The organism is Saprospiraceae bacterium (assembly GCA_016713025.1).
In the GTDB taxonomy this organism is placed as follows: domain Bacteria; phylum Bacteroidota; class Bacteroidia; order Chitinophagales; family Saprospiraceae; genus OLB9.
Window position 1 is genome coordinate 58,486 of record JADJPZ010000004.1, and the last position, 21,339, is coordinate 79,824.

Genomic DNA, 21,339 nt, shown 5'->3' on the forward strand with positions numbered 1-21,339 from the left:
TATTTATGAATTAGAAACAAGGATTATCAAAAAAAAATATTATGGTAGAAAAATTAATCACATTTTCATTAAAAAACCGATTCATTGTACTGATGATATCTGCCGGACTATTTGGCTGGGGGATCTATAGTGTTCAACAGAATCCAATTGATGCCATACCAGATTTATCTGAAAATCAAGTTATTGTGTTTACAGAATGGATGGGCAGAAGTCCGCAGGTCATAGAAGATCAGGTGACCTATCCGCTGGTCTCCAATCTGCAGGGTATACCGAAAGTAAAAAATATCAGAGGTACTTCAATGTTTGGAATGAGCTTTGTCTATATCATTTTTGAAGACAATGTAGATGTGTATTGGGCAAGAACACGTGTATTGGAACGTCTAAATTATGCTCAACGACTGCTGCCACAAAATGTAGTTCCTACTTTAGGGCCAGACGGCACAGGTGTAGGTCATATTTTCTGGTATCATCTGGAAGCAAATGGCATGGATTTGGGAGAACAAAGAGCCTTACAGGACTGGTATGTTAAATTTGCACTACAAACAGTTCCCGGAGTGGCTGAAGTAGCATCATTTGGCGGTTTTGAAAAACAGTACCAATTGGTTTTAGACCCATTAAAAATGCAATATTATGGCATTAGTATGATGGAAGCCATGAACGCAGTAAAAACCAGTAATAATGATGTTGGCGGTCGGAAATTTGAAATGAGTGATATGGCCTATATTGTGAGGGGATTGGGGTATATTAAAAATATTAAGGATATAGAAGACATAACTATAAAAAACTACAATTCAGTTCCTATTCTTGTCAAAGATATCGGATCCGTACAGATGGGTGGCGACTTGCGTCTAGGTATTTTTGACCAAAATGGTGAAGGTGAAGTTGTAGGTGGCATTGTGGTCATGCGATATGGTGAAAATGCCGATAAAGTCATTAAATCGGTCAAAGAAAAAATGAAGGAAGTCGAAAAAGGACTGCCAGAAGGAGTCACATTCAAAACATCGTACGATCGCGGTGAATTGATAGAAAAAGCCATTGAATCAGTCAGAGGAACTTTGATAGAAGAAATGATCGCTGTATCCATCATTGTATTACTCTTTCTCTTTCACTGGCGTAGTGCCCTGATCATCCTGATACAATTGCCCATTTCTGTGTCCATAGGGTTTATTTTGCTGGAAGCTTTTGGTATCTCATCCAATATCATGTCATTGACAGGAATCGCATTAGCCATTGGTGTTGTAGTCGATGACGGTATAGTGATGGTTGAGAATGCTTACAGGACAATATCGGAAAAACAGGAAGAACTGGAAAATATTCAAAATTAGCCAACTGATCATCATGAACATAAAAAATATATTTAAAAAGGCACATGATCCATTATCTCCTGAAGAAAAATTGCTGCTTATAGAAAGCTCTTCAAAATTGGTTGGACCAGGTGTTTTCTACTCGACGATCATTGTAATAGCATCCTTTTTACCTGTATTTCTGCTTACGGGTATGGAAGGAAAACTATTTAGTCCTTTGGCATGGACCAAGTCTTTTATACTGATTGTAGATGCTTTTTTAGCCATCTCACTTACTCCGGTATTGATCAGCTTTTTGTTAAAAGGAAAACTAAGACCTGAAAACAAAAATCCGCTTAATAAAGCGCTTGAAAGGGTCTACACACCTATGTTGGTTTTTTGCTTAAAATGGCGCAAGACAATTTTGGGTCTCAATATAATAGCACTTGTTATCGGAATTTTAATGTTTACTAAGCTTGGATCGGAATTTATGCCCCCATTGGATGAAGGATCAATATTGTTTATGCCTGTTACTTTGCCGGATGTTTCCAATTCCGAGGTAAAAAGAATTTTACAGGTTCAGGATAAACTTATAAAATCTATACCCGAGGTTGCGCATGTATTGGGTAAAGCAGGCAGAGCAAATACTGCAACGGATAATAGTCCGATCAGTATGGTGGAAACGATAATACTGCTCAAGCCCCAACACCAATGGCGTGACAATTTAAGTAAGAATGATATCATTACTGAAATCAATAATAAACTTCAGATACCAGGTGTAATCAATGGTTTTACCCAACCCATCATCAATCGTATCAATATGCTTTCTACAGGTATCAGAACTGATGTCGGTATAAAAATTTATGGTGCAAATCTGGATTCTATAAATGTACTCGCGCAAAAAATAAAAAAAACACTTGAAGGAACATCTGGTGTGAAAGACTTATATGCAGAGCCCATCACGGGTGGAAAATATATCGATATAGAAGCGAAACGAGATGAAATAGGCAGATATGGTCTAACCATAGATGATATAAATGTTGTCGTGGAGGCGGCTATAGGTGGAATGAAACTCACTACTACTATCGAAGGAAGGCAAAGATTTTCGGTAAATGCAAGATATGCGCAGGAATTTAGAAATAGCATAGAGGCCTTAAAACAACTGCAGGTACAAACGATGGAGTATGGTCCTATCCCACTGGAGGCTGTAGCAGATGTTAAGGTCAGCGATGGCCCACCTATGATAAACAGTGAGAATGCAATGTTGCGTGGAAGTGTGCTATTTAATGTCAGGGACCGGGATTTGGGCAGTACAGTAAAAGAAGCACAAAGCAAACTGAACACCATGATGACTAAGATGCCCAAGGGATACTATGTAGAATGGAGTGGACAATGGGAAAATCAAATCAGGGCCAACAGAACTTTAAGTATGATATTACCAATAGTGATACTTATTATTTTCACAGTGCTATATTTCACCTATAAATCCATGAAAGAAGCGTTGATCACCATGATCACTGTTCCCTTCGCATTGATAGGAGGCATATTTATGGTGTATTTTTATGGTATAAATTTGTCCGTTGCTGTTGCTGTTGGATTTATTGCTCTTTTCGGAATGGCTATAGAAACTGCCATGCTGATGACTATATATCTGAATGAAGCGATGAATAAAATGGTAGAAAAACATGGAAATTCTGCTCAGACTCTATCAGAAGATATACTGAAAGAATATATTATCGAAGGCTCAGCGAAGAGATTAAGACCCAAGCTCATGACCGTTTCAGTTTCCCTGTTCGGGTTGATTCCTATCTTATGGGCTACAGGCACCGGTGCAGATGTCATGGTACCTATCACAGTGCCGCTTATAGGTGGGACTATTACTTCTACCATTTACGTACTGCTGGTGACGCCCATAGTGTTTGAAATGACAAAACTTCGTGAATTAAAAAGTAAAGGTAAAATAGAACTTATAGATGTTAAAGAATAGATACCAAGTCATCCTGTGCATATTTTTCATAAATATTGCACCCTTAAAAGGTCAAATACTTACATTGAATGAAGTGCTGGAGAATATAACATTGAACAATCCACAGTTAAAAATGTATGATGCAGACATTCAGAGTATGGATGCCGCATCTGCCGGAGCCAAAAGCTGGATGCCGCCACAAGTGCAAGTTGGCTTTTTTATGACACCATACAACCCTTCCTTCTGGAAAGCGGATGGAGCATTTGCCGGAATGGGTAATTTTATGGTCGGTGCTACTCAAATGATACCAAATCCTAAAAAGCAAATGGCAGACTTTAACTATATGAATGCCATGTCTTCTGTAGAAAGGGAAAATAGAAACTATACCTTAAATCAATTATATGCTTTAGCAAAAACCAATTATTATGAATGGATGATAATAAGCAAAAAAGTCAAAATAGCCAATGAAAATCTACTACTCCTGGCATATATGATAAAAAGTATGGAGATAAGATACCAATATAACATGGATAAACTACCAACCTATTATAAAGCCAAAGCCAAATACAGTTCATTAGAAAATATGATTGTCATGCTTAAAAATGATATTTCACAAAAAATGATTGTATTAAATACATTGATGGCCAGAGATAAAAATATCACATTTGAAGTGGACAATACCTATCGTTTTACTGATTTTAATAATGAAGCATCAGATACGACTTTTCTCACCAAAAGACGAAGTGACATCAAAGCAATAGAGAAAACTATAAATATAAATCAGTTAAAAATCGAAGTAGAAAATACAAGACTTTTGCCGGATTTTGGGGTGCGATATGATCATATGTTTGCGTTTGGTCAGCAACCACAACAATTCACCTTAATGGGTATGGTAAATATCCCTATGTCATGGTCCACCAAAATGAATAAAGCCAATATACATAGTTTTCAAATTAAAAATGAGAGTCTGTACTGGCAAAAACAAATGGTGCTGAATGAAGCTTCAGGAATGATAAAAGCAATGAAAACGGAACTTAAATTTTTAAAAGATCAATATCAAATTTCTGAAAACTCAATTATCCCTGCAATAAGAAAAAATTATGAAACCGCTTTATTAGCATGGCAAAATAATACAGGGGACTTATTTCAGGTACTAGATGCCTGGGAATCACTAAATATGGCACAATTGGACACATTGGATAAACTACAACGTATTTTAGTCACTCAGGTAGAAATTGAAAAACAAATGGAAATAAAATAGTGATGAACAAATATATAAAATACAGTATCGGATTACTCCTGATGGTTATCATAGGTTTTGGTATTTACTATTTTGCCATAAAATCAAAACATCACAGTGGAGATCATCAACAAACCAAAACCTATACCTGTCCGATGCCCCAAGACTCATTTTTTAGTGATCAGCCCGGAACATGTCCTAAATGCGGCATGACACTGGTCGAAGTTGATGCACACAAATATGATGAAAGTTCTAAAAAAATGGCGTCCTATACCTGTCCTATGCCTGAAGATTCAGTGTACAGCGATAAACCCGGAATATGTCCTAAGTGTGGCATGACACTGATAAAAAAAGAAAATCATGACCAACATACAGATGACTATACCATAGATCAACTCCTGAAGCCTACTAATCAATTTGTGGTAGGAAAATATCCTGTTATTACTGCAAAAGACACCGCTATATCCGGGGAAATAAATTTGCCCGGACTCATAGCTTACGATCTGGATGCGGCAGTAAATATAGCCGCACGCATCAGTGGGAGAATAGAGAAAATGTACATTAACTATAAATTTCAAGCAGTAAAAAAGGGCCAAAAATTATTTGATGTATATAGTCCTGAATTGTTGACAGAACAGCAAAACTTCATCTTTTTAAACTCTGATGATCCGGAAAATACTTCCATCATTGAGGCTTCGAAACAGAAATTATTGTTATATGGAATGACTCAAAGTCAGATCAGTAGCATGGCTAAATCAAAAACAGCAAATGCTCAGATTACGATATATAGTCCGGTAGAAGGGATTATCTCAGGAACAGAATCCATGAGTGAACAAAATGAAAGCGGTATGTCCATTAAAAATAACAATACCGAAGCATTAAGTGTGAAAGAAGGCAATTACATAAAAAAAGGAGAAGTAATTTTTAAATTACTGAGTACAGATCGGGTTTGGGGTATATTTAATGTCATGCAGGGCAACAGCGCATTTATAAAGATAAATCAACCAGTCTTAGTAACTTCCGAAATGAACGGAATGAAGCCCTTTACCGCCAAAATAAATTATATAGAAACCCAATTTAATCCTGAAGACAGGTCCAATAGCGTGCGGGTATATCTGAATAACAAAATGCTGAAATTGCCTATAGGTTTAAGACTGGAAGGACTGGTAAAAATCAGTCCTGTAAAAGGTATCTGGCTTGACAAAAAAGCTTTAGTTAGTACCGGAACTCAAAAAATAATTTTTACAAAAAAAGAAGGTGGCTTCAAAGCAAAAGCCATAAAGACAGGTCTCGAAATAGGTGATTTTATACAGATATTAAGCGGTATTTCCCTTAAAGACGAACTGGCCCAAAATGCTCAGTATCTGATGGACAGTGAAAGTTTTATAAAAACAAAATGAGGAATCAAATGACAAAATCAACCATAATTGTACTTTTATTTTTTGCTGTATCCATTTCCTGTAGTGAACAAAAAGAAAATGATCATAGTACCCATTCTGATATGGCTAATGTTTTTTATACTTGCTCGATGGATCCACAGGTAAAAGAAGATAAGCCCGGCAAGTGTCCTATATGTCACATGGAATTAACGCCTATCAAGAGTGATGATACAAAGCCAAATGAAATTAAGTTAAGTGATCAGCAAATTCAATTGGGAAATATCACTACCCAAACTTTTGTCGCTACGCAAAACAATCTGGATCAGAGCTATACCGGTACATTAACTTTTGATCAGGACAAAATAAAAACGATTTCCGCGAGAGCAATGGGCAGGATTGAAAAATTATATTTTAAAACACTGGGTGGATTTATTTCTAAAAATCAACCGGTCTATGATCTTTACAGTGAAGATATAGCCATTGCCAAACAAGACTTTGTCTCTGCTTACCGGCAACTTTCCTTGCCCGGTGATTTTGGCAAAAATGCGGACAGATTATTACTTGCGGCAAAACAAAAATTGCAGTTTTACGGATTGAATGACAGACAAATTGAAAGTTTGAAAACCAGCAAAGATGTTTCTCCTTACACTACTTTTTATAGTGTTACCGGCGGTTATATCAATGAAATATCAGTGACAGAAGGCAGTTATGTGATGGAAGGAACAGAGATACTTAAAACAGCAGATTTAACCAGTTTGTGGCTCGAAACGCAGGTAAATATTAACTATGCGAATGGATTTAGGATAGGACAACAAGCTAAAGTTTCTTTTAATGATTTTCCTGACAAGTCAGTTAATACTGTAGTATCATTTGTTAATCCTGAAATTAATCCCGATACAAGACTACTTCTGATTCGGATGAAAATAGAGAATAAAAACTTACAATTGAAGCCTGGAATGCAAGCCGAAGCAAATATAACACGATCCAATATCAAAGGACTGTTTATACCCGTTGACGCCCTAATCCGGGAAGAAAAGGCTACCTATATCTGGTTAGAAAAGACACCCGGTGTTTTTGAAAATCAAATGGTTAATACAGGTATTGAGATTAATGGTTTGATAGAAATAAAAACATCCATGGACAGCTTAAAAAATGTAGTTATAACAGGTGCTTATGCGATTAATAGTGAATATAAATTCAGAAAAGGAAGTGATCCAATGGAAGGGCATAATATGTAAATAAAAAAAGAAAATGAAACACACGTATAGTATCTCCGGAATGACCTGTAAGGGTTGTCGTGGACATGTCGAAAAAACACTTTCAAATGTAGAAGGAGTTACGATCGCCAAAGTAGACTTGCAAATGGCAGAGGCTATCATAGAAATGGAATCCCATATACCTATAGAGACATTTGCAGAAGCTTTGAAAAATGATGGTGGAAGGTATCATATTCACAAACAAGGACATCAGATAGATGAAGTCAAAAAGGATGAAAAGGCAAAAGGTAAAGGTAGAGGTACTTTTTATTGTCCTATGCATTGTGAAGGTGAAAAAACGTATGATAAAGCAGGTGACTGTCCGGTATGTGGAATGGACTTGGTGGAAGAAAGATCATTATCTGCCACAAGTGCTCAGTTTACTTGCCCTATGCATGCTGAGATTGTCAGGGACGAACCAGGCTCGTGCCCTATATGTGGGATGGATTTGGTGCCACTCGAAACCGATGCTTCTGAAGAGGATAAGACCTACCAAAAGCTTTTAAAGAAATTTTGGATAGCGGTTGTTTTTACTGTACCCATATTTCTGATTGCTATGTCCGAAATGATAATGGACAACCCTTTGTATTCTATATTTTCTCAAAAAAATTGGAACTGGATTCAGCTAGTATTGTCAATACCCGTAGTGTTTTATGCCACCTGGATATTTTTCCAACGAGCCTGGACTTCTATCCAGACTATGAATCTCAATATGTTTACGCTCATAGGCATTGGATCAGGTATAGCCTGGATATTTAGTGTCTTTGCTATGTTGTTTCCTGATATATTTCCACCCGATTTCAAAACGATGAATGGCAATGTTTTTGTTTATTTTGAGGCTACAACAGTCATACTTACTTTAGTTTTACTTGGTCAATTGCTGGAAGCAAGAGCCCACAGTCAGACCAGCGGTGCCATCAAAGCATTACTCCAATTAGTGCCTTCTACCGCCACTTTGGTGGAGAATGGCAACGATAAAATCATCTCTATTGATAAGATTGAGAAAGGTTATTTGCTTCGTGTCAAACCAGGCGAAAAGATTCCAGTGGATGGGACGATTGTCGAAGGCCATAGTAGTATTGATGAGTCAATGATTACGGGAGAGCCAATCCCAGTAGATAAAACTGTCGATGATAAGGTGAGTTCCGGAACGATCAATGGTACAAAATCCTTTGTCATGATCGCTGAAAAAGTAGGTTCCGAAACTTTATTATCTCAAATCATCCACATGGTAAATAATGCCAGTAGATCTAAAGCACCTATCCAAAAATTAGCAGATAAAATAGCAAAGTATTTTGTGCCCATAGTATTATTTGTTTCAATGTTGACATTTATAGTTTGGGCTGTTTTTGGGCCAGAACCAGCTTATGTATTTGCTTTTGTCAATGCCATCGCGGTATTAATTATTGCTTGCCCATGTGCTTTGGGATTGGCCACACCTATGTCGGTGATGGTAGGTGTAGGCAGAGGTGCTCAATCTGGAGTGCTAATTAAAAATGCCGAAGCCCTGGAGAAGATGAATAAGGTAGATACACTGATCGTAGATAAAACAGGTACGATCACAGAAGGAAAGCCGTCAGTAGAAAAAGTAATAGCAATAGATGATTCACTTTCTAAAGATTTGTTGCAATATATATCTTCATTGAATCAATACAGTGAGCATCCTTTGGCAGAAGCGGTGGTAAAATATGGGAAAGAGAATAATGTCACTTTGACCAGAGTGTCAGATTTTGAAGCAGTAGCCGGAAAAGGGGTCATCGGAACGGTTGGAGATTTAAAAGTAGCCTTGGGAAATTCGAAATTACTCGAACAATTATCCATTTCTATTGATGAAAAATTATTGTCCCAAGTGACAGCTGAACAAGAAAAAGGAAAAACAGTATCTTTTATAGCTGTGGCCCAAAAAGCAGTAGGTTATGTCACAATTTTTGATGCTATCAAAAAGACAAGTTTAGAAGCCATTCAGGAGTTACAAAAAAATGGCGTCGAAGTCATCATGTTGACTGGCGATAATAAAAATACTGCCAAAGCAGTGGCAGAACAATTGAACTTAAAGCACTACAAGGCGGAGTGCCTTCCGGAAGACAAACTCAATGAAATCAAATTACTACAACAACAAGGCAGAGTCGTAGCCATGGCTGGGGATGGCATCAATGATGCTCCGGCACTGGCACAGTCTGATGTAGGAATCGCGATGGGAACAGGTACTGATGTGGCCATAGAAAGTGCTTCGATCACCTTGGTTAAAGGAGACCTACAAGGAATAGTCAAAGCGAAAAATTTAAGTCACAGCGTTATTAAAAACATAAAGCAAAATTTATTTTTTGCTTTTATATACAATGTTTTGGGTGTCCCTATCGCTGCCGGAGTTCTCTACCCAATATTCGGATTACTTCTATCTCCGATGATAGCTGCATTGGCGATGAGTTTTAGTTCGGTTTCTGTGATTGCCAATGCACTTAGATTGAGAAATATAAAATTGTGAAATTATTCTTCATCCATTAAAAACACAAAAGTGAGCACAATAAGCATTTTTCAAAACGTATTACATTATTTTTTGCATTTTGGTTTTCCGTTTGTAATTGCCTACTTTTTTTGGAGAAAAAAGTGGTTAAGAGCCGGTACAATTATGGTTTCAACAATAATAATTGATATTGACCATTTTTTGGCAAATCCTGTTTTTGAGGCATGTAGGTGTAGTATAGGTTTTCATCCTTTGCACAGTATTCCGTTAATAATATTGTATCCGGCCTTTCTATTTTTTCCAAAAACTAGACTTATAGGATTAGGGCTTACTTTTCATATTTTCACTGATTGGATAGATTGTTTAATTATGAAGCTAAATTGTGTATAGAAATGGCAAAAAGCAGACATTATTATATCCGTAAAACACACAGATATCTAGGAGTCATATTGGGAATTCAATTTCTATTTTGGACCATAGGTGGTTTATATTTTAGTTGGTCTGATATGGATGAAATTCACGGGGATCATCATAAAGCGGCTGTTTTACCATTAGAATTTGATATCAAAGTAGTCAACCCACAAGAAATTGTTCAAAAAATAAAACAAAGGGATTCGATTAAATATATTTTAGATATGCGATTGATACAAATTTTGGGAGAACCAGTTTATCAAATTATTTACACAGATGGTAAAATTAAAGATAAAAGAATTCAATTGGCAAAGGCAAATACTGGTGAACTTCGGAATGCATTAAGTAAAGAGGAAGCCATTAAGGTTGCTCAAAGGAGTTTTTATGATGATGCAATGGTGTCACAAGTAGAATATTTGACAAAAGCCGGTCAACATCATGAATACCGTGAGAGCCCACTCCCTGCCTATGCTGTCAAATTTGATCACCCATCCAATACCACCGTTTATATTTCATCAGAATTAGGTACTGTTCAAAAATTCAGAAATGAAAAATGGAGAATATTTGATTTCTTATGGATGTTGCATACGATGGATTACCAGGGAAGAGATAATTTTGGCAATTGGATATTGAGGGCATTTTCAATTTTTGGTCTGATGACGATTGGATCAGGTTTCGTTTTATTTTTTGTAAGTCGTAAAAAAATAAAAATAGTATAAAAAAGATCTTTTGAAATTATTTTATAAAGCAATGAATTAAATAAATTAATCAGTATCTACTTGCTCAAAAGACAGAAAAAATTATCATTAGAAATAATTGTAAAAACAACTTAAATATAAATATATGTTAAATTTTATATTAATTGTTAATTAAAGCATACTTTTGCGACATGAAGTTTTTTTCTTTAATATTATCAGTTTATATTTTTTGCCTGGCAATCATGCCATGCAACGATATGCATTTATTATTGGAAGAATTCAACACAGGCGGCTTATCATAACGATCATGAATCACAAATAACCATGACCACAATCACGATACTGAAAAGCACTGCAGTACTTTCTGTACATGTACTTGTTGTCACACTTCTGTTAATTTTGAATTTGGCTCTAAGAATGTACTAGTTTCTACAAAATTTGTGCAAGTGAGTAGAGTTGATAATACCTTTTTATACTACGACAGTCCTTCTTCTACCTACCGAAATACTATCTGGCAGCCACCCAAGGTTAATGCTTAATGTATTGTGATTAATGAATGTTTTTTTAATTGGATATTACTGTATAAGTAAAATCTAACATTCTCTTAAAAAATATTTTATTTCCACCCTTTTGTCCGAGATTAGAAATAATCCGGACTAAAACATTATTCATTCATCCTTAATCATTTATTGAATGCTAGATAAAATAATATATTTTTCTATAAAAAATAAATTTATAATAGGGCTGTTTACTGCTGCTATGGTACTTTTTGGTATCTACAGTTTGTCAAGATTGCCCATCGATGCTTTGCCTGACATAACCAATAATCAGGTACAGATATTGACCTTGTCTCCAACTTTGGCTACACAGGAAGTAGAACAACTGATCACCTACCCAATAGAGCAAGCGGTCAAATCTATACCTAAAGTTGTGGAACTGCGCAGTGTCTCCAAATTTGGTCTTAGTTCAGTCACTGTTGTGTTTGAAGAGCATGTGGAGATATACTGGGCACGTGCTCAAATCAGTGAGCGGCTCAAGGAAGCAGAGGACAATATTGCCCCAGGATTAGGCATACCAGAGATGGCACCTATCAGCACCGGATTGGGCGAGATATATCAGTACACGGTATATGCTAAGTCTGGTTATGAAGATAAAATACAGGCTACTGAATTGAGATCCGTTCAGGACTGGATTGTAAAACCACAGCTATTGGGAATAAAAGGAGTGGCTGAAGTGAATACACTTGGAGGTTTACTCAAAGAATATGAGATTGCCATCGAACCGGATAAGCTAAAAAGCATGAATACAAATATCATAGAGATATTTGATGCATTGAGGAAAAACAATGAAAATACCGGCGGAGCTTACATCGACAAAAAGCCCAATGCTTACTTTATACGGGGTATCGGTATGATCAGTTCATTGCAGGATATTGAAAAAATTGTTGTAAAAAATCAAAATGGTATTCCAATACTAATTCGGGATGTTGCTCAGGTGCAGTTAGGGTCGGCAGTAAGATATGGTGCAACAACCAAGGATGGTAAAGGCGAAGCTGTCACTGGTATGGTCATGATGCTCAAGGGAGAAAATAGTGCCGATATAGTCATGAGTGTTAAAGAAAGAGTAGTACAAATTCAAAAAACATTGCCGGAAGGAGTAGTCATTGAACCATATCTGGATAGGACTAAAATGGTAAACAACGCCATCTCTACCGTCAGAACCAACTTACTGGAAGGTGCATTAATCGTATTGTTTATTCTGGTATTGCTATTGGGAAACTGGCGGGCTGGGTTAATAGTAGCATCGGTGATACCGCTGGCTTTATTATTTGCTGTCATCATGATGCACGCATTTGGGGTCAGTGGCAATCTGATGAGTCTTGGCGCCATCGATTTCGGTTTGATAGTAGATGGGGCGGTGATCATTGTTGAAGCCATAGTACACCGGCTTCAGACCATCAATAAGGGAAAACTCACTGCTGCACAAATGGATACTGAAGTGTATGGAGCTGCATCAAAAATAAGAAGCAGCGCAGCTTTTGGAGAAATAATTATACTCATCGTATATCTTCCGATTTTAGCTCTGGTAGGTATAGAGGGTAAAATGTTCAAGCCGATGGCCCAGACCGTATCGTTTGCGATATTAGGAGCATTTATTTTGTCACTGACCTATGTACCCATGATGTCTGCTTTATTTTTAAGCAGAAAAACGGAACACAAAAGAAATATAAGTGATAAAATTATTGACTTTTTATACAGTATTTATCAACCTGTACTTGAAATGGCTCTAAAGGCCAAAGCAATGATCATTGTTTTGTCAGTAGCGTTGTTTGTATTTGCACTATTTGTATTCAGTAATATGGGAGGAGAATTTATTCCGACACTCGAAGAAGGGGACATTGCTACCCATATCATTACTCCCCCGGGTACATCACTGGCTCAGGAAATAGAAACTACTACAAAAGCTGAAGCGTTACTTTTGAAAAATTTTCCTGAAATAGAACAGGTGGTATCAAAGATCGGAAGTGCGGAGATACCGACAGATCCTATGCCTATGGAAGTGGCTGACGTAATGATCATATTGAAACCAAAATCTGAATGGACTTCTGCATCGTCCACACAAGAGATGATGGCTAAAATGGACAAGGTGCTGAATGATTTACCAGGTGTTACCACAGAATTTACGCAACCGGTACAAATGAGATTTAATGAATTGATGACGGGTGTCAGAAGTGATGTCGCCATCAAGATATTTGGTGAAGATATAGAGCTATTATCGGGACTTGCTGACGAGGTGGTGCCTATTATACAGAGCGTGAAAGGTGTAGAAGATGCAAGGGCAGAACAAGTGTCAGGATTGCCACAAATCACTATTCGTTACAATAAAGATAAACTTGCATTGTATGGACTCAATGTAGGCGATCTCAATCAAGTGGTTCGGGCAGGTTTTGCCGGAGAGAAAGCTGGCGTAGTGTATGAAGGAGAGAAACGTTTTAATCTTGTAGTAAGAATAGCTAAAGATAACAGGCAGGATATAGAACAGCTTAAGAATCTGTTCATACCCCTACCTTCGGGTGACCAGGTACCTTTGGAGCAAGTCGCTGATATCACGTATGAAAGAGGAGCTGCCATGATCAGCAGAGAAAATGGAAAAAGAAGGATTGTCATTGGATTTAATGTAAGAGGCAGGGATGTAGAAAGTGTGGTGAAAGAAATCCAGGGATTATTGGAATCAAAGATAAAACTGCCGGTAGGATATTACACTACCTATGGCGGACAATTTCAGAATCTGGTAGAGGCCAGCAACAGATTAGCCATAGCTGTTCCTGCAGCACTTGCACTTATTTTTGTTTTACTATTTTTTACATTTCACAGTATAAAACAATCATTGCTCATTTTTACTGCCATACCGCTATCAGCTATTGGTGGCATATTAGCTCTTTGGATACGAGGTATGCCTTTCAGTATATCTGCCGGGATCGGCTTTATAGCCTTATTTGGGGTGGCAGTGTTGAATGGAATCGTACTGATCGGATATTTTAATCAACTCAAAACCGAAGGTATCACTGATGTCATTGAAAGAATACGTATAGGTACAAAAGTAAGATTGAGACCAGTGGTGATGACAGCTGCTGTTGCATCTCTTGGATTTTTACCAATGGCCATCAGTATGGGTGCCGGGGCAGAGGTTCAAAAACCATTGGCCACCGTGGTTATCGGAGGATTGATTACTGCTACACTGTTGACATTAATCGTCTTGCCAATATTGTATTTATATTTCGAAAAAGGTATAAAGCGACGAAGAAAAAATATCGATACTGCTGTTGTCATTATTGGTTTTTTACTTGTCGGAACCATTGTAAATGGCCAGAAAAAATTAAACCTTACTGAAGCGATAGACATTGCACTTCAAAATAATTTACAAGTCCAGGCAAGTAATATCCATGTAGATATTCAAAATCAATTGAAGGGTACAAAATTTGAATTGCCCAAGACGGAAATTGGATCAATCATTGGGCAGTTTAATTCTAAAAATATTGACCAGTATTATAGTATTTCGCAGTCCTTTAATCCTTTTTTGTTCGGGCCTAAAAAGAAGCTGCTAAATGAAAATGTCAAGAGTGCTGAACTTAAAAGGAATTTTGCAAAGCAGGAAGTGATTATGAACGTCCGTCAAACCTGGAATAACATTATGTATTATCAGAAATTAAATGAGATTTTGATAGAACAGGATAGCTTATTGACCATGCAGGTGAAAGCAGTTGCTTTAAAATATAAAACAGGAGAATCCAGTCAGCTGGAACAAATAATGAGTATCACGCGGAAGGAAGAATTTCAGCAAATGATACGTCAAAATCAGACAGCGATGGATATGGAGACAAAGAAACTTGCCATGATACTTCAATTAAAAGAGGATATTACTTTTGAATTAGTTGATTATGGTGTGTTGGATCTTTTTGATGTAAGTAATGCCGCATCGTTGACTCAAAATACAGCTGTAAGCATAGCTTTGCAAGACGTAAAACTTGCTGATATGCAGGTAAACCTTGAAAAAGCACAAATGAAACCTGAGTTTAGTGTAGGATATTTCATCCAATCTCTGACAGGAAATCAGGAAGTGAATAGTCAGATTATATCTTACAACGGAGTACCCAGGTTTCAGGGGGCCACGATTGGTATGTCGATACCCATCTTGTCTTTGGGGAGTAACAAAGCTAAGATCAGCGCTTTAAAAAACAATGTATTGCTCCAGCAAAAAAATGCCGACATAACAAATCAGAGCATCCTTATTAGTTACAATCAATTGATAAGCGAATTGAACTTAGCGAAAAGCAAACTGGAATATTTTGAGAAGACCGCAAATCCAAATGCAGCAATCATTATCAGGAATGCAAATACTTCTTATACCAATGGAGATATTTCCTATATCGAATACATGCAAGGAATGCAAATGGCTAGAGAAATAAAACTGGACTACTTTGCTTCGTTAAATCGGTATAATGAAATAGTCATAAACCTTCAATATTTAATGAATAAATAGAAATTTTAATACCTTAAAAAAAGTAAAATGAAAAATAAAATAAAGATAATTTTATTCCTGTTCCTATTGCCATTACTGATGATCAATGTATCATCGTGCAAATCCAAATCTAACGAAAATGCGGCAGAAGAACATGCAGAAGGTGATGGCCATAATCATGAAGCAGAAGAGGACCATAGTGGTCATGACCATGCCGATGGTGAACATACTGAGCAAGAAGCACATAGCAAAACTGTACACCTGAATGCTGCACAGTACAAAAATGCAGGTATAGATACCGGCTGGTTTGAAATGAAAAATTTGAGTGATGCTATCAATGCTTCCGGATACACCAAACTACCACCGCAAAATCAGGCAGATGTTACATCGGCGATGGGTGGAATAGTAAAGACCATCAAAGTAATAGAAGGACAATATGTGAAACAGGGTCAATCGCTGGCGACCATACAAAGTCTTGAATACAATAAGATAAGGCTGGAGAAATCAAAACTGAAAGAATCACTCCAATCTGCACAAGCCAATAAACAATACCTGGATGTGGAATATAATAGGCAAAAAGAGCTCTCAGAGGAGAACATCAATGCAAAAAAGACATTTCAGAAAGTAGCGTCTGAATTGGAATTAGAGACAAAAAAAATTGTAAACCTGCTGGAACAGATAGAAATCACAGACCAAATGTTGATATTGGGCGGTACATCAAAATCACCCGTACTGTCCATCAATGCCCCAATATCAGGATATGTATCAGATATATATATCAAAATAGGAAGTAATGCTGAAACAGGAAAGCCAATGTTTACCATACTTGATAATTCAAAAATGCATGTGGATCTGCTGATATATGAAAAGGATCTTTTTAAAGTCAAAGTTGGTCAGGATGTCCGTTTTATACTTACCAATCAGAATAATAAAGAAATCAGGGGTAAAATAAAAAACATTGGCAAAAACTTTGAAAATGATACTAAATCTGTTGCGGTCCATGCGGATATCATCGATTTAAATCACAATCTAATACCAGGCATGTATGTCAATGCATTGGTTGAGATGGGTGGCAATAAAGTAAGCTCATTACCTTCGGATGCTATAATAAAAGCAGAAGGCAGAGAGTTTATATTTATCATGGAAAATGAACAACATGAAGAAGGTGAAATTACTTTTGCCAGAATCGAAGTAAAAACAGGTGTGTCCCAGCTTGGAAATGTTCAGGTAAATTTATTAGAACCTATACATGAGGGTGATAAAATTGTCACTAAAGGTGCCTTTTATCTGCAATCACATCTGACCAAAGAATCGGGAGGCGGAGGTCATGCTCATTAGCGTGGAAATCAATAATAATTTATTTTTAAATAATTCACTAATCATTTTTTAATATGAAAACATTTAATTTTTTTATTTTTCTAATTTTATTTTCTACTGTTTTTGTTTCTTGTGGAGAAAAGAAAACATCTCCGGAAAATAATTCGATGCAACAAGACACTGTAGGGGCAAAGGAGTTAGCACATGTCGATTATGTATGCCCGATGGATTGCGAAAAAGGTAAAGTTTACCATGAAATGGGCAAATGTCCTAAGTGTAAAATGGATCTGATTAAAAAAGAACATGAAGATCATGATGGGCATGATCACCATGAAGGAGATGGGCACGATCATAAAGAAGGAGATGGTCATGAACATAAAGAAGGCGACGGTCACGAACATTAATAGTGATTGAAATCTGATCCATAGTTTAAGTTCACAAATAAATATTTTATAACTTTTTAAACCAAATAAAAATGGCCATTGTAAAAGTAATTGAAGTCATTGCAAGCTCTCCAAACAGTATAGAAGAAGCTATGCAAAATGCGGTAACTGAAGTGTCTAAAACCATTCGAAATGTAGATTCGGTGTATGTAAAAGATACCAAAGCGCATGTAAAAGATGGTAAAATAATTTCTTTTGGCGTGATCTGTAACATATCTTTCAGAATAGATAATGATATGAATACAGTGGATTAGAGATTAAAGAAGTGTGAGATGCAATAAAAAAATTGCATCTCACTCATTATTCGTATTATTAATACGTTTTATTTTTGCATTACAAATCAAAATCAATGAATCAACGAAATACATTTATATCTGGTATGGTTGCCATAACCTTTTTAATCATATCCTGTAGTAAATTTGAGCCTGAAGCTCCTGATGATGATAATATACTAGATGGTCCTGTAAGCGGTCTCACACATGAACAAAATCGTCAGTTTTTAGCTGGAGACGTAGCATTTAATAATGAAATATTTACTCCTGCGACTGGACTGGGACCAATATTTGTAGCAACAAGCTGCGGAAGTTGCCATGCAGGTGATGGTAAAGGAACACCTTTTACTACACTGGTGAGATTTGGACAAACTGATAGCACCGGCAATAAGTATTTGCACTTAGGTGGTCCACAATTACAAAACAGAGCAATTCCCGGATTTAAAACAGAGGTCATACCAAATGGTGCTACTTCATCAAAATTTACACCACCTGCAAACACAGGACTTGGCTTTTTAGAACTGGTGAGTGATGAAGATATACTCTCCATGTCGGATCCTGAAGACAGCAATGGCGATGGAATATCGGGTGTGCCTAGTTTTGGATATTTACCGGAATTCATAACACCCAATAGTAATGCCGTGGTTAAAAATGGAAAATACATACACCGGTTTGGCAAAAAAGCGGCTGCTTACAATTTACTTCACCAAACGGTGAATGCATATAATCAGGATATGGGTATTACTTCCACCTTTACTCCACATGATGTATATAGTGGTCATACAATTGATCCAGAAGTGAGTGACAAAACTGTAAGAGATGTTGTTTTTTACCTTCAAACATTAAAAGCACCGATACAAAGAGACAGTGGAAATCCAATCAATGTACAGGGTAAAAATTTATTCTCACAAATCAATTGTTCGGGCTGCCATACACCACAACTGAAAACGGGTTTTTCTCCCGTCTCGGTATTGAGTAATAAGACCATATATCCTTATACAGATATGTTGCTTCATGATATGGGGAATGACCTTGATGATGGCTATACTGAAGGATTTGCAAAAACTTCAGAATGGCGAACGCCAGCATTGTGGGGACTAGGATTATCTCCAAATTCACAGGGTGGTCAGTATTTTTTAATGCATGATGGCCGGGCAAAAAGTATCGACGAAGCTATCATGATGCATGGTGGAGAAGCTAAACTAAGCAAAGATAAATTCAACCTGTTGAATGAGAGTGAAAAATCTGCCATCATTCATTTTTTAAAATCGTTGTAAGATGAATAGAAAAGATTTTTTAAAAACATGTGGGTTTGCATGCTTGGGCGGTAGTGCAATGGCGACCATTATGCAAAGTTGTACGGTAACAAAGACCATCACCGGTATTATTGAAAATAGTGATCTTATGGTAGCTATTTCAGATTTTGAATCTGTCTCAGATAATAAAATTACATTCAAAAAGTATGTCATTATAAACAATGACGTCCTGAAATTTCCCATTTGTGTATACAGAATAGAAGAAAATAAATACAACGCACTATGGCTGGAGTGCACTCACCAGGGAAATGAAGTACAAGTGTTTGGTGATAAGCTCCAATGCCCGGCGCATGGCAGTGAATTCAGTAATTCCGGGTTGGTAACCAATGGGCCAGCAGACAGGAATCTTCGCACTTTTCCTGTCACAATTGAAGGTAATTTTTTAAAAATTTCATTGAAAGCCGTATGAAGAAGATATTAACCTTGTGTTTATTTTTATTATATATGATACAACATATTCAAGCCCAGATTGATCCTTCCTTACTAAAAGATCCAACGGCACATTCTAAAAAGGATTTATTGAATATGGACGCCATTTATGATCGACCTTTTGTAACTAATCAAAAAGCCCCTGTCTCTCTTGGAGGTTATGTGGAAGCAAACTGGCAGCATATCGGAACGGATGGTATAAGCGATGGACATCAGCTTCAATTCCGGAGGATGACTTTATTTGTGGCATCATCTATCTCTAAAAGGATAAAGTTTTTGAGTGAGATTGAGTTTGAACCTGCTGATAAAGAAATTGCAATCGAGTTTGCGGCTGTTGATATGGAATTTAATGAATTGTTTAATCTGAGGGGAGGAATGATTATAAATCCTATAGGAGGGTTTAATCAAAATCATGATGGCCCTAAATGGGAGTTTACAGATAGACCTTTATCTTCGGTATCTTTGTTGCCTGCTACATGGAGCAATGCAGGTTTTGGGATTTATGGCAAAAAATATAATAAGAACTGGATGATAGGATATGAAATTTACGCATCCAGTGGATTTGATAATTCTATCATAGAGAATAGTGAAAACAAAACATTTCTACCGACTGCCAAAAAAAACACAGAAAGGTTTGAAGAACTGCCAAGTGGTACCCCACTATATACTACAAAGGTTGCCATACGTCATAGTAAAATAGGAGAAATAGGCTTGTCGTATATGGGAGGTATTTATAATAAATGGCAGGACGATGGCCTGGTCATTGATGAAAAGAGGAGTATTCATGTTTTTGCAGTGGATTTTAATACTACTTTACCTAAAACCAATACTTTTATCACCACGGAATGTGCTTGGGTAAATGTAGACATACCAAAAACCTATTCGGAGCAATTTGGGAATAAACAGTTTGGCGGTTTCTTGGACATCGTACAACCTGTTGTAAAAAGGACCATAGCAGGGTGGAAGGATGCAGTCATTAACATTGCAGTCCGGTTCGAATATGTTGATTGGAACAAGGGTCAATTTATTGATACAGGATCAAACATCGGAGATCATCTCTGGAGTATAATGCCGGCAGTTAGTTTTCGACCCAACTCTCAGTCAGTACTGCGACTAAATTATCGCATTCAGAAACAAACTGATGTATTAGGTAATCCACCCAGTAATACTGCTGGTTTTAATTTTGGACTTTCAACTTATTTTTAAAATATTATGGCACTAAAAATATATCTGCCCATTTATTTAATAATGTACATGCTGGTAGCATTTGTTATACCTACTTATCGTACCTATAAACAGACAGGAATAAATCCAATTACTTTTGGAAAAAATGATAATGCACATGATTATATTGGCTTCATCATGAAAGTGCTGATAGTTCTTTTGTTTGTTGCTGTGCTTACTTATTCTATGTCAGAAAAAATGTACTCCTATTTAGTACCAATTTCTTACTTGCAAACTCAAATACTGACTATAACAGGTTTGGCTTTAATACATATTGCTTTGGTATGGATAAGCATTGCACAATTTCAAATGAGTAATAGTTGGAGAATAGGCATTGATGAAGAAAATAAAACCAAATTAGTAACGGATGGTGTATTTTTAATCAGCAGAAATCCTATTTTTTTGGGTATGATCATAAGTGTGTTGGGCCTATTTTTTATTGTACCTAATGCGCTTACATTTTTTTTAACAATAACTACCTACATAATCATTCAAATACAGATACGATTAGAAGAAGAATTTTTGCAAAAGCAACACGCCCAAGACTATGTGAATTATAAACTCAAAACAAAAAGACTATTATAATTATGGAACACAAACACAAACACATATATGATGCAGA

General features: G+C 36.7%; 15 protein-coding genes. All 15 read left to right on the forward strand.

Translation table 11 applies throughout. The annotated features are described in order from the left end of the window. Positions 1 to 41 precede the first annotated feature (41 nt). The 15 genes from IPK35_06855 to IPK35_06925 all read left to right on the forward strand — a co-directional run bounded on the left by IPK35_06855 (position 42) and on the right by IPK35_06925 (position 21,302). Positions 42 to 1,325: an efflux RND transporter permease subunit gene (locus IPK35_06855; GenBank protein MBK8052984.1), complete on the forward strand. Its 1,284-nt coding sequence runs from the start codon at positions 42 to 44 to the stop codon at positions 1,323 to 1,325. A 13-nt stretch (positions 1,326 to 1,338) separates the two neighbouring features. Next, complete coding sequence (locus IPK35_06860) at positions 1,339 to 3,270, forward strand: efflux RND transporter permease subunit (GenBank protein ID MBK8052985.1); 1,932 nt, start codon at positions 1,339 to 1,341, stop codon at positions 3,268 to 3,270. Beyond that, entirely contained in the window at positions 3,257 to 4,510 is a 1,254-nt protein-coding gene (locus IPK35_06865; GenBank protein MBK8052986.1) for a TolC family protein, read from the forward strand. Before IPK35_06860 ends, IPK35_06865 begins: the two co-directional genes overlap by 14 nt. A 2-nt stretch (positions 4,511 to 4,512) precedes the next feature. Then, the gene (locus IPK35_06870; protein ID MBK8052987.1) at positions 4,513 to 5,889 is read left to right on the forward strand and encodes an efflux RND transporter periplasmic adaptor subunit; all 1,377 of its coding nucleotides are present in this window, start codon (positions 4,513 to 4,515) and stop codon (positions 5,887 to 5,889) included. Between the two features lie 8 nt (positions 5,890 to 5,897). Next, the gene (locus IPK35_06875) at positions 5,898 to 7,106 is read left to right on the forward strand and encodes an efflux RND transporter periplasmic adaptor subunit (protein MBK8052988.1); all 1,209 of its coding nucleotides are present in this window, start codon (positions 5,898 to 5,900) and stop codon (positions 7,104 to 7,106) included. 13 nt (positions 7,107 to 7,119) lie between these two features. Further along, a complete protein-coding gene (locus IPK35_06880; GenBank protein MBK8052989.1) occupies positions 7,120 to 9,609 on the forward strand; it encodes a copper-translocating P-type ATPase in 2,490 nt (829 codons plus the stop codon). Positions 9,610 to 9,980: 371 nt separating this feature from the next. After that, positions 9,981 to 10,718 (forward strand): hypothetical protein, encoded by a 738-nt coding sequence (locus IPK35_06885; protein MBK8052990.1) that lies wholly within the window; start codon positions 9,981 to 9,983, stop codon positions 10,716 to 10,718. 672 nt (positions 10,719 to 11,390) lie between these two features. Beyond that, positions 11,391 to 15,737: a CusA/CzcA family heavy metal efflux RND transporter gene (locus IPK35_06890; protein ID MBK8052991.1), complete on the forward strand. Its 4,347-nt coding sequence runs from the start codon at positions 11,391 to 11,393 to the stop codon at positions 15,735 to 15,737. Positions 15,738 to 15,815: 78 nt separating this feature from the next. Continuing rightward, a complete protein-coding gene (locus tag IPK35_06895; protein MBK8052992.1) occupies positions 15,816 to 17,054 on the forward strand; it encodes an efflux RND transporter periplasmic adaptor subunit in 1,239 nt (412 codons plus the stop codon). Between the two features lie 53 nt (positions 17,055 to 17,107). Beyond that, entirely contained in the window at positions 17,108 to 17,437 is a 330-nt protein-coding gene (locus tag IPK35_06900; protein ID MBK8052993.1) for a hypothetical protein, read from the forward strand. A 71-nt stretch (positions 17,438 to 17,508) separates the two neighbouring features. After that, a complete protein-coding gene (locus tag IPK35_06905; GenBank protein ID MBK8052994.1) occupies positions 17,509 to 17,730 on the forward strand; it encodes a dodecin domain-containing protein in 222 nt (73 codons plus the stop codon). A 95-nt stretch (positions 17,731 to 17,825) separates the two neighbouring features. Then, positions 17,826 to 19,025: a c-type cytochrome gene (locus IPK35_06910; protein ID MBK8052995.1), complete on the forward strand. Its 1,200-nt coding sequence runs from the start codon at positions 17,826 to 17,828 to the stop codon at positions 19,023 to 19,025. 1 nt (position 19,026) lies between these two features. After that, a complete protein-coding gene (locus IPK35_06915; GenBank protein ID MBK8052996.1) occupies positions 19,027 to 19,473 on the forward strand; it encodes a Rieske (2Fe-2S) protein in 447 nt (148 codons plus the stop codon). Further along, entirely contained in the window at positions 19,470 to 20,699 is a 1,230-nt protein-coding gene (locus IPK35_06920; GenBank protein MBK8052997.1) for a hypothetical protein, read from the forward strand. Before IPK35_06915 ends, IPK35_06920 begins: the two co-directional genes overlap by 4 nt. A gap of 6 nt (positions 20,700 to 20,705) precedes the next feature. After that, the gene (locus IPK35_06925; protein MBK8052998.1) at positions 20,706 to 21,302 is read left to right on the forward strand and encodes an isoprenylcysteine carboxylmethyltransferase family protein; all 597 of its coding nucleotides are present in this window, start codon (positions 20,706 to 20,708) and stop codon (positions 21,300 to 21,302) included. The last annotated feature ends 37 nt before the right edge of the window (positions 21,303 to 21,339 follow it).

Excerpts from the sequence above, each read along its gene's own strand:
- IPK35_06855 (MBK8052984.1), top strand. The coding sequence starts at position 42 with ATGGTAGAAAAATTAATCACATTTTCATTAAAAAACCGATTCATTGTA.
- IPK35_06860 (MBK8052985.1), top strand. The coding sequence starts at position 1,339 with ATGAACATAAAAAATATATTTAAAAAGGCACATGATCCATTATCTCCT.
- IPK35_06865 (MBK8052986.1), top strand. The coding sequence starts at position 3,257 with ATGTTAAAGAATAGATACCAAGTCATCCTGTGCATATTTTTCATAAAT.
- IPK35_06870 (MBK8052987.1), top strand. The coding sequence starts at position 4,513 with ATGAACAAATATATAAAATACAGTATCGGATTACTCCTGATGGTTATC.
- IPK35_06875 (MBK8052988.1), top strand. The coding sequence starts at position 5,898 with ATGACAAAATCAACCATAATTGTACTTTTATTTTTTGCTGTATCCATT.
- IPK35_06880 (MBK8052989.1), top strand. The coding sequence starts at position 7,120 with ATGAAACACACGTATAGTATCTCCGGAATGACCTGTAAGGGTTGTCGT.
- IPK35_06885 (MBK8052990.1), top strand. The coding sequence starts at position 9,981 with ATGGCAAAAAGCAGACATTATTATATCCGTAAAACACACAGATATCTA.
- IPK35_06890 (MBK8052991.1), top strand. The coding sequence starts at position 11,391 with ATGCTAGATAAAATAATATATTTTTCTATAAAAAATAAATTTATAATA.
- IPK35_06895 (MBK8052992.1), top strand. The coding sequence starts at position 15,816 with ATGATCAATGTATCATCGTGCAAATCCAAATCTAACGAAAATGCGGCA.
- IPK35_06900 (MBK8052993.1), top strand. The coding sequence starts at position 17,108 with ATGAAAACATTTAATTTTTTTATTTTTCTAATTTTATTTTCTACTGTT.
- IPK35_06905 (MBK8052994.1), top strand. The coding sequence starts at position 17,509 with ATGGCCATTGTAAAAGTAATTGAAGTCATTGCAAGCTCTCCAAACAGT.
- IPK35_06910 (MBK8052995.1), top strand. The coding sequence starts at position 17,826 with ATGAATCAACGAAATACATTTATATCTGGTATGGTTGCCATAACCTTT.
- IPK35_06915 (MBK8052996.1), top strand. The coding sequence starts at position 19,027 with ATGAATAGAAAAGATTTTTTAAAAACATGTGGGTTTGCATGCTTGGGC.
- IPK35_06920 (MBK8052997.1), top strand. The coding sequence starts at position 19,470 with ATGAAGAAGATATTAACCTTGTGTTTATTTTTATTATATATGATACAA.
- IPK35_06925 (MBK8052998.1), top strand. The coding sequence starts at position 20,706 with ATGGCACTAAAAATATATCTGCCCATTTATTTAATAATGTACATGCTG.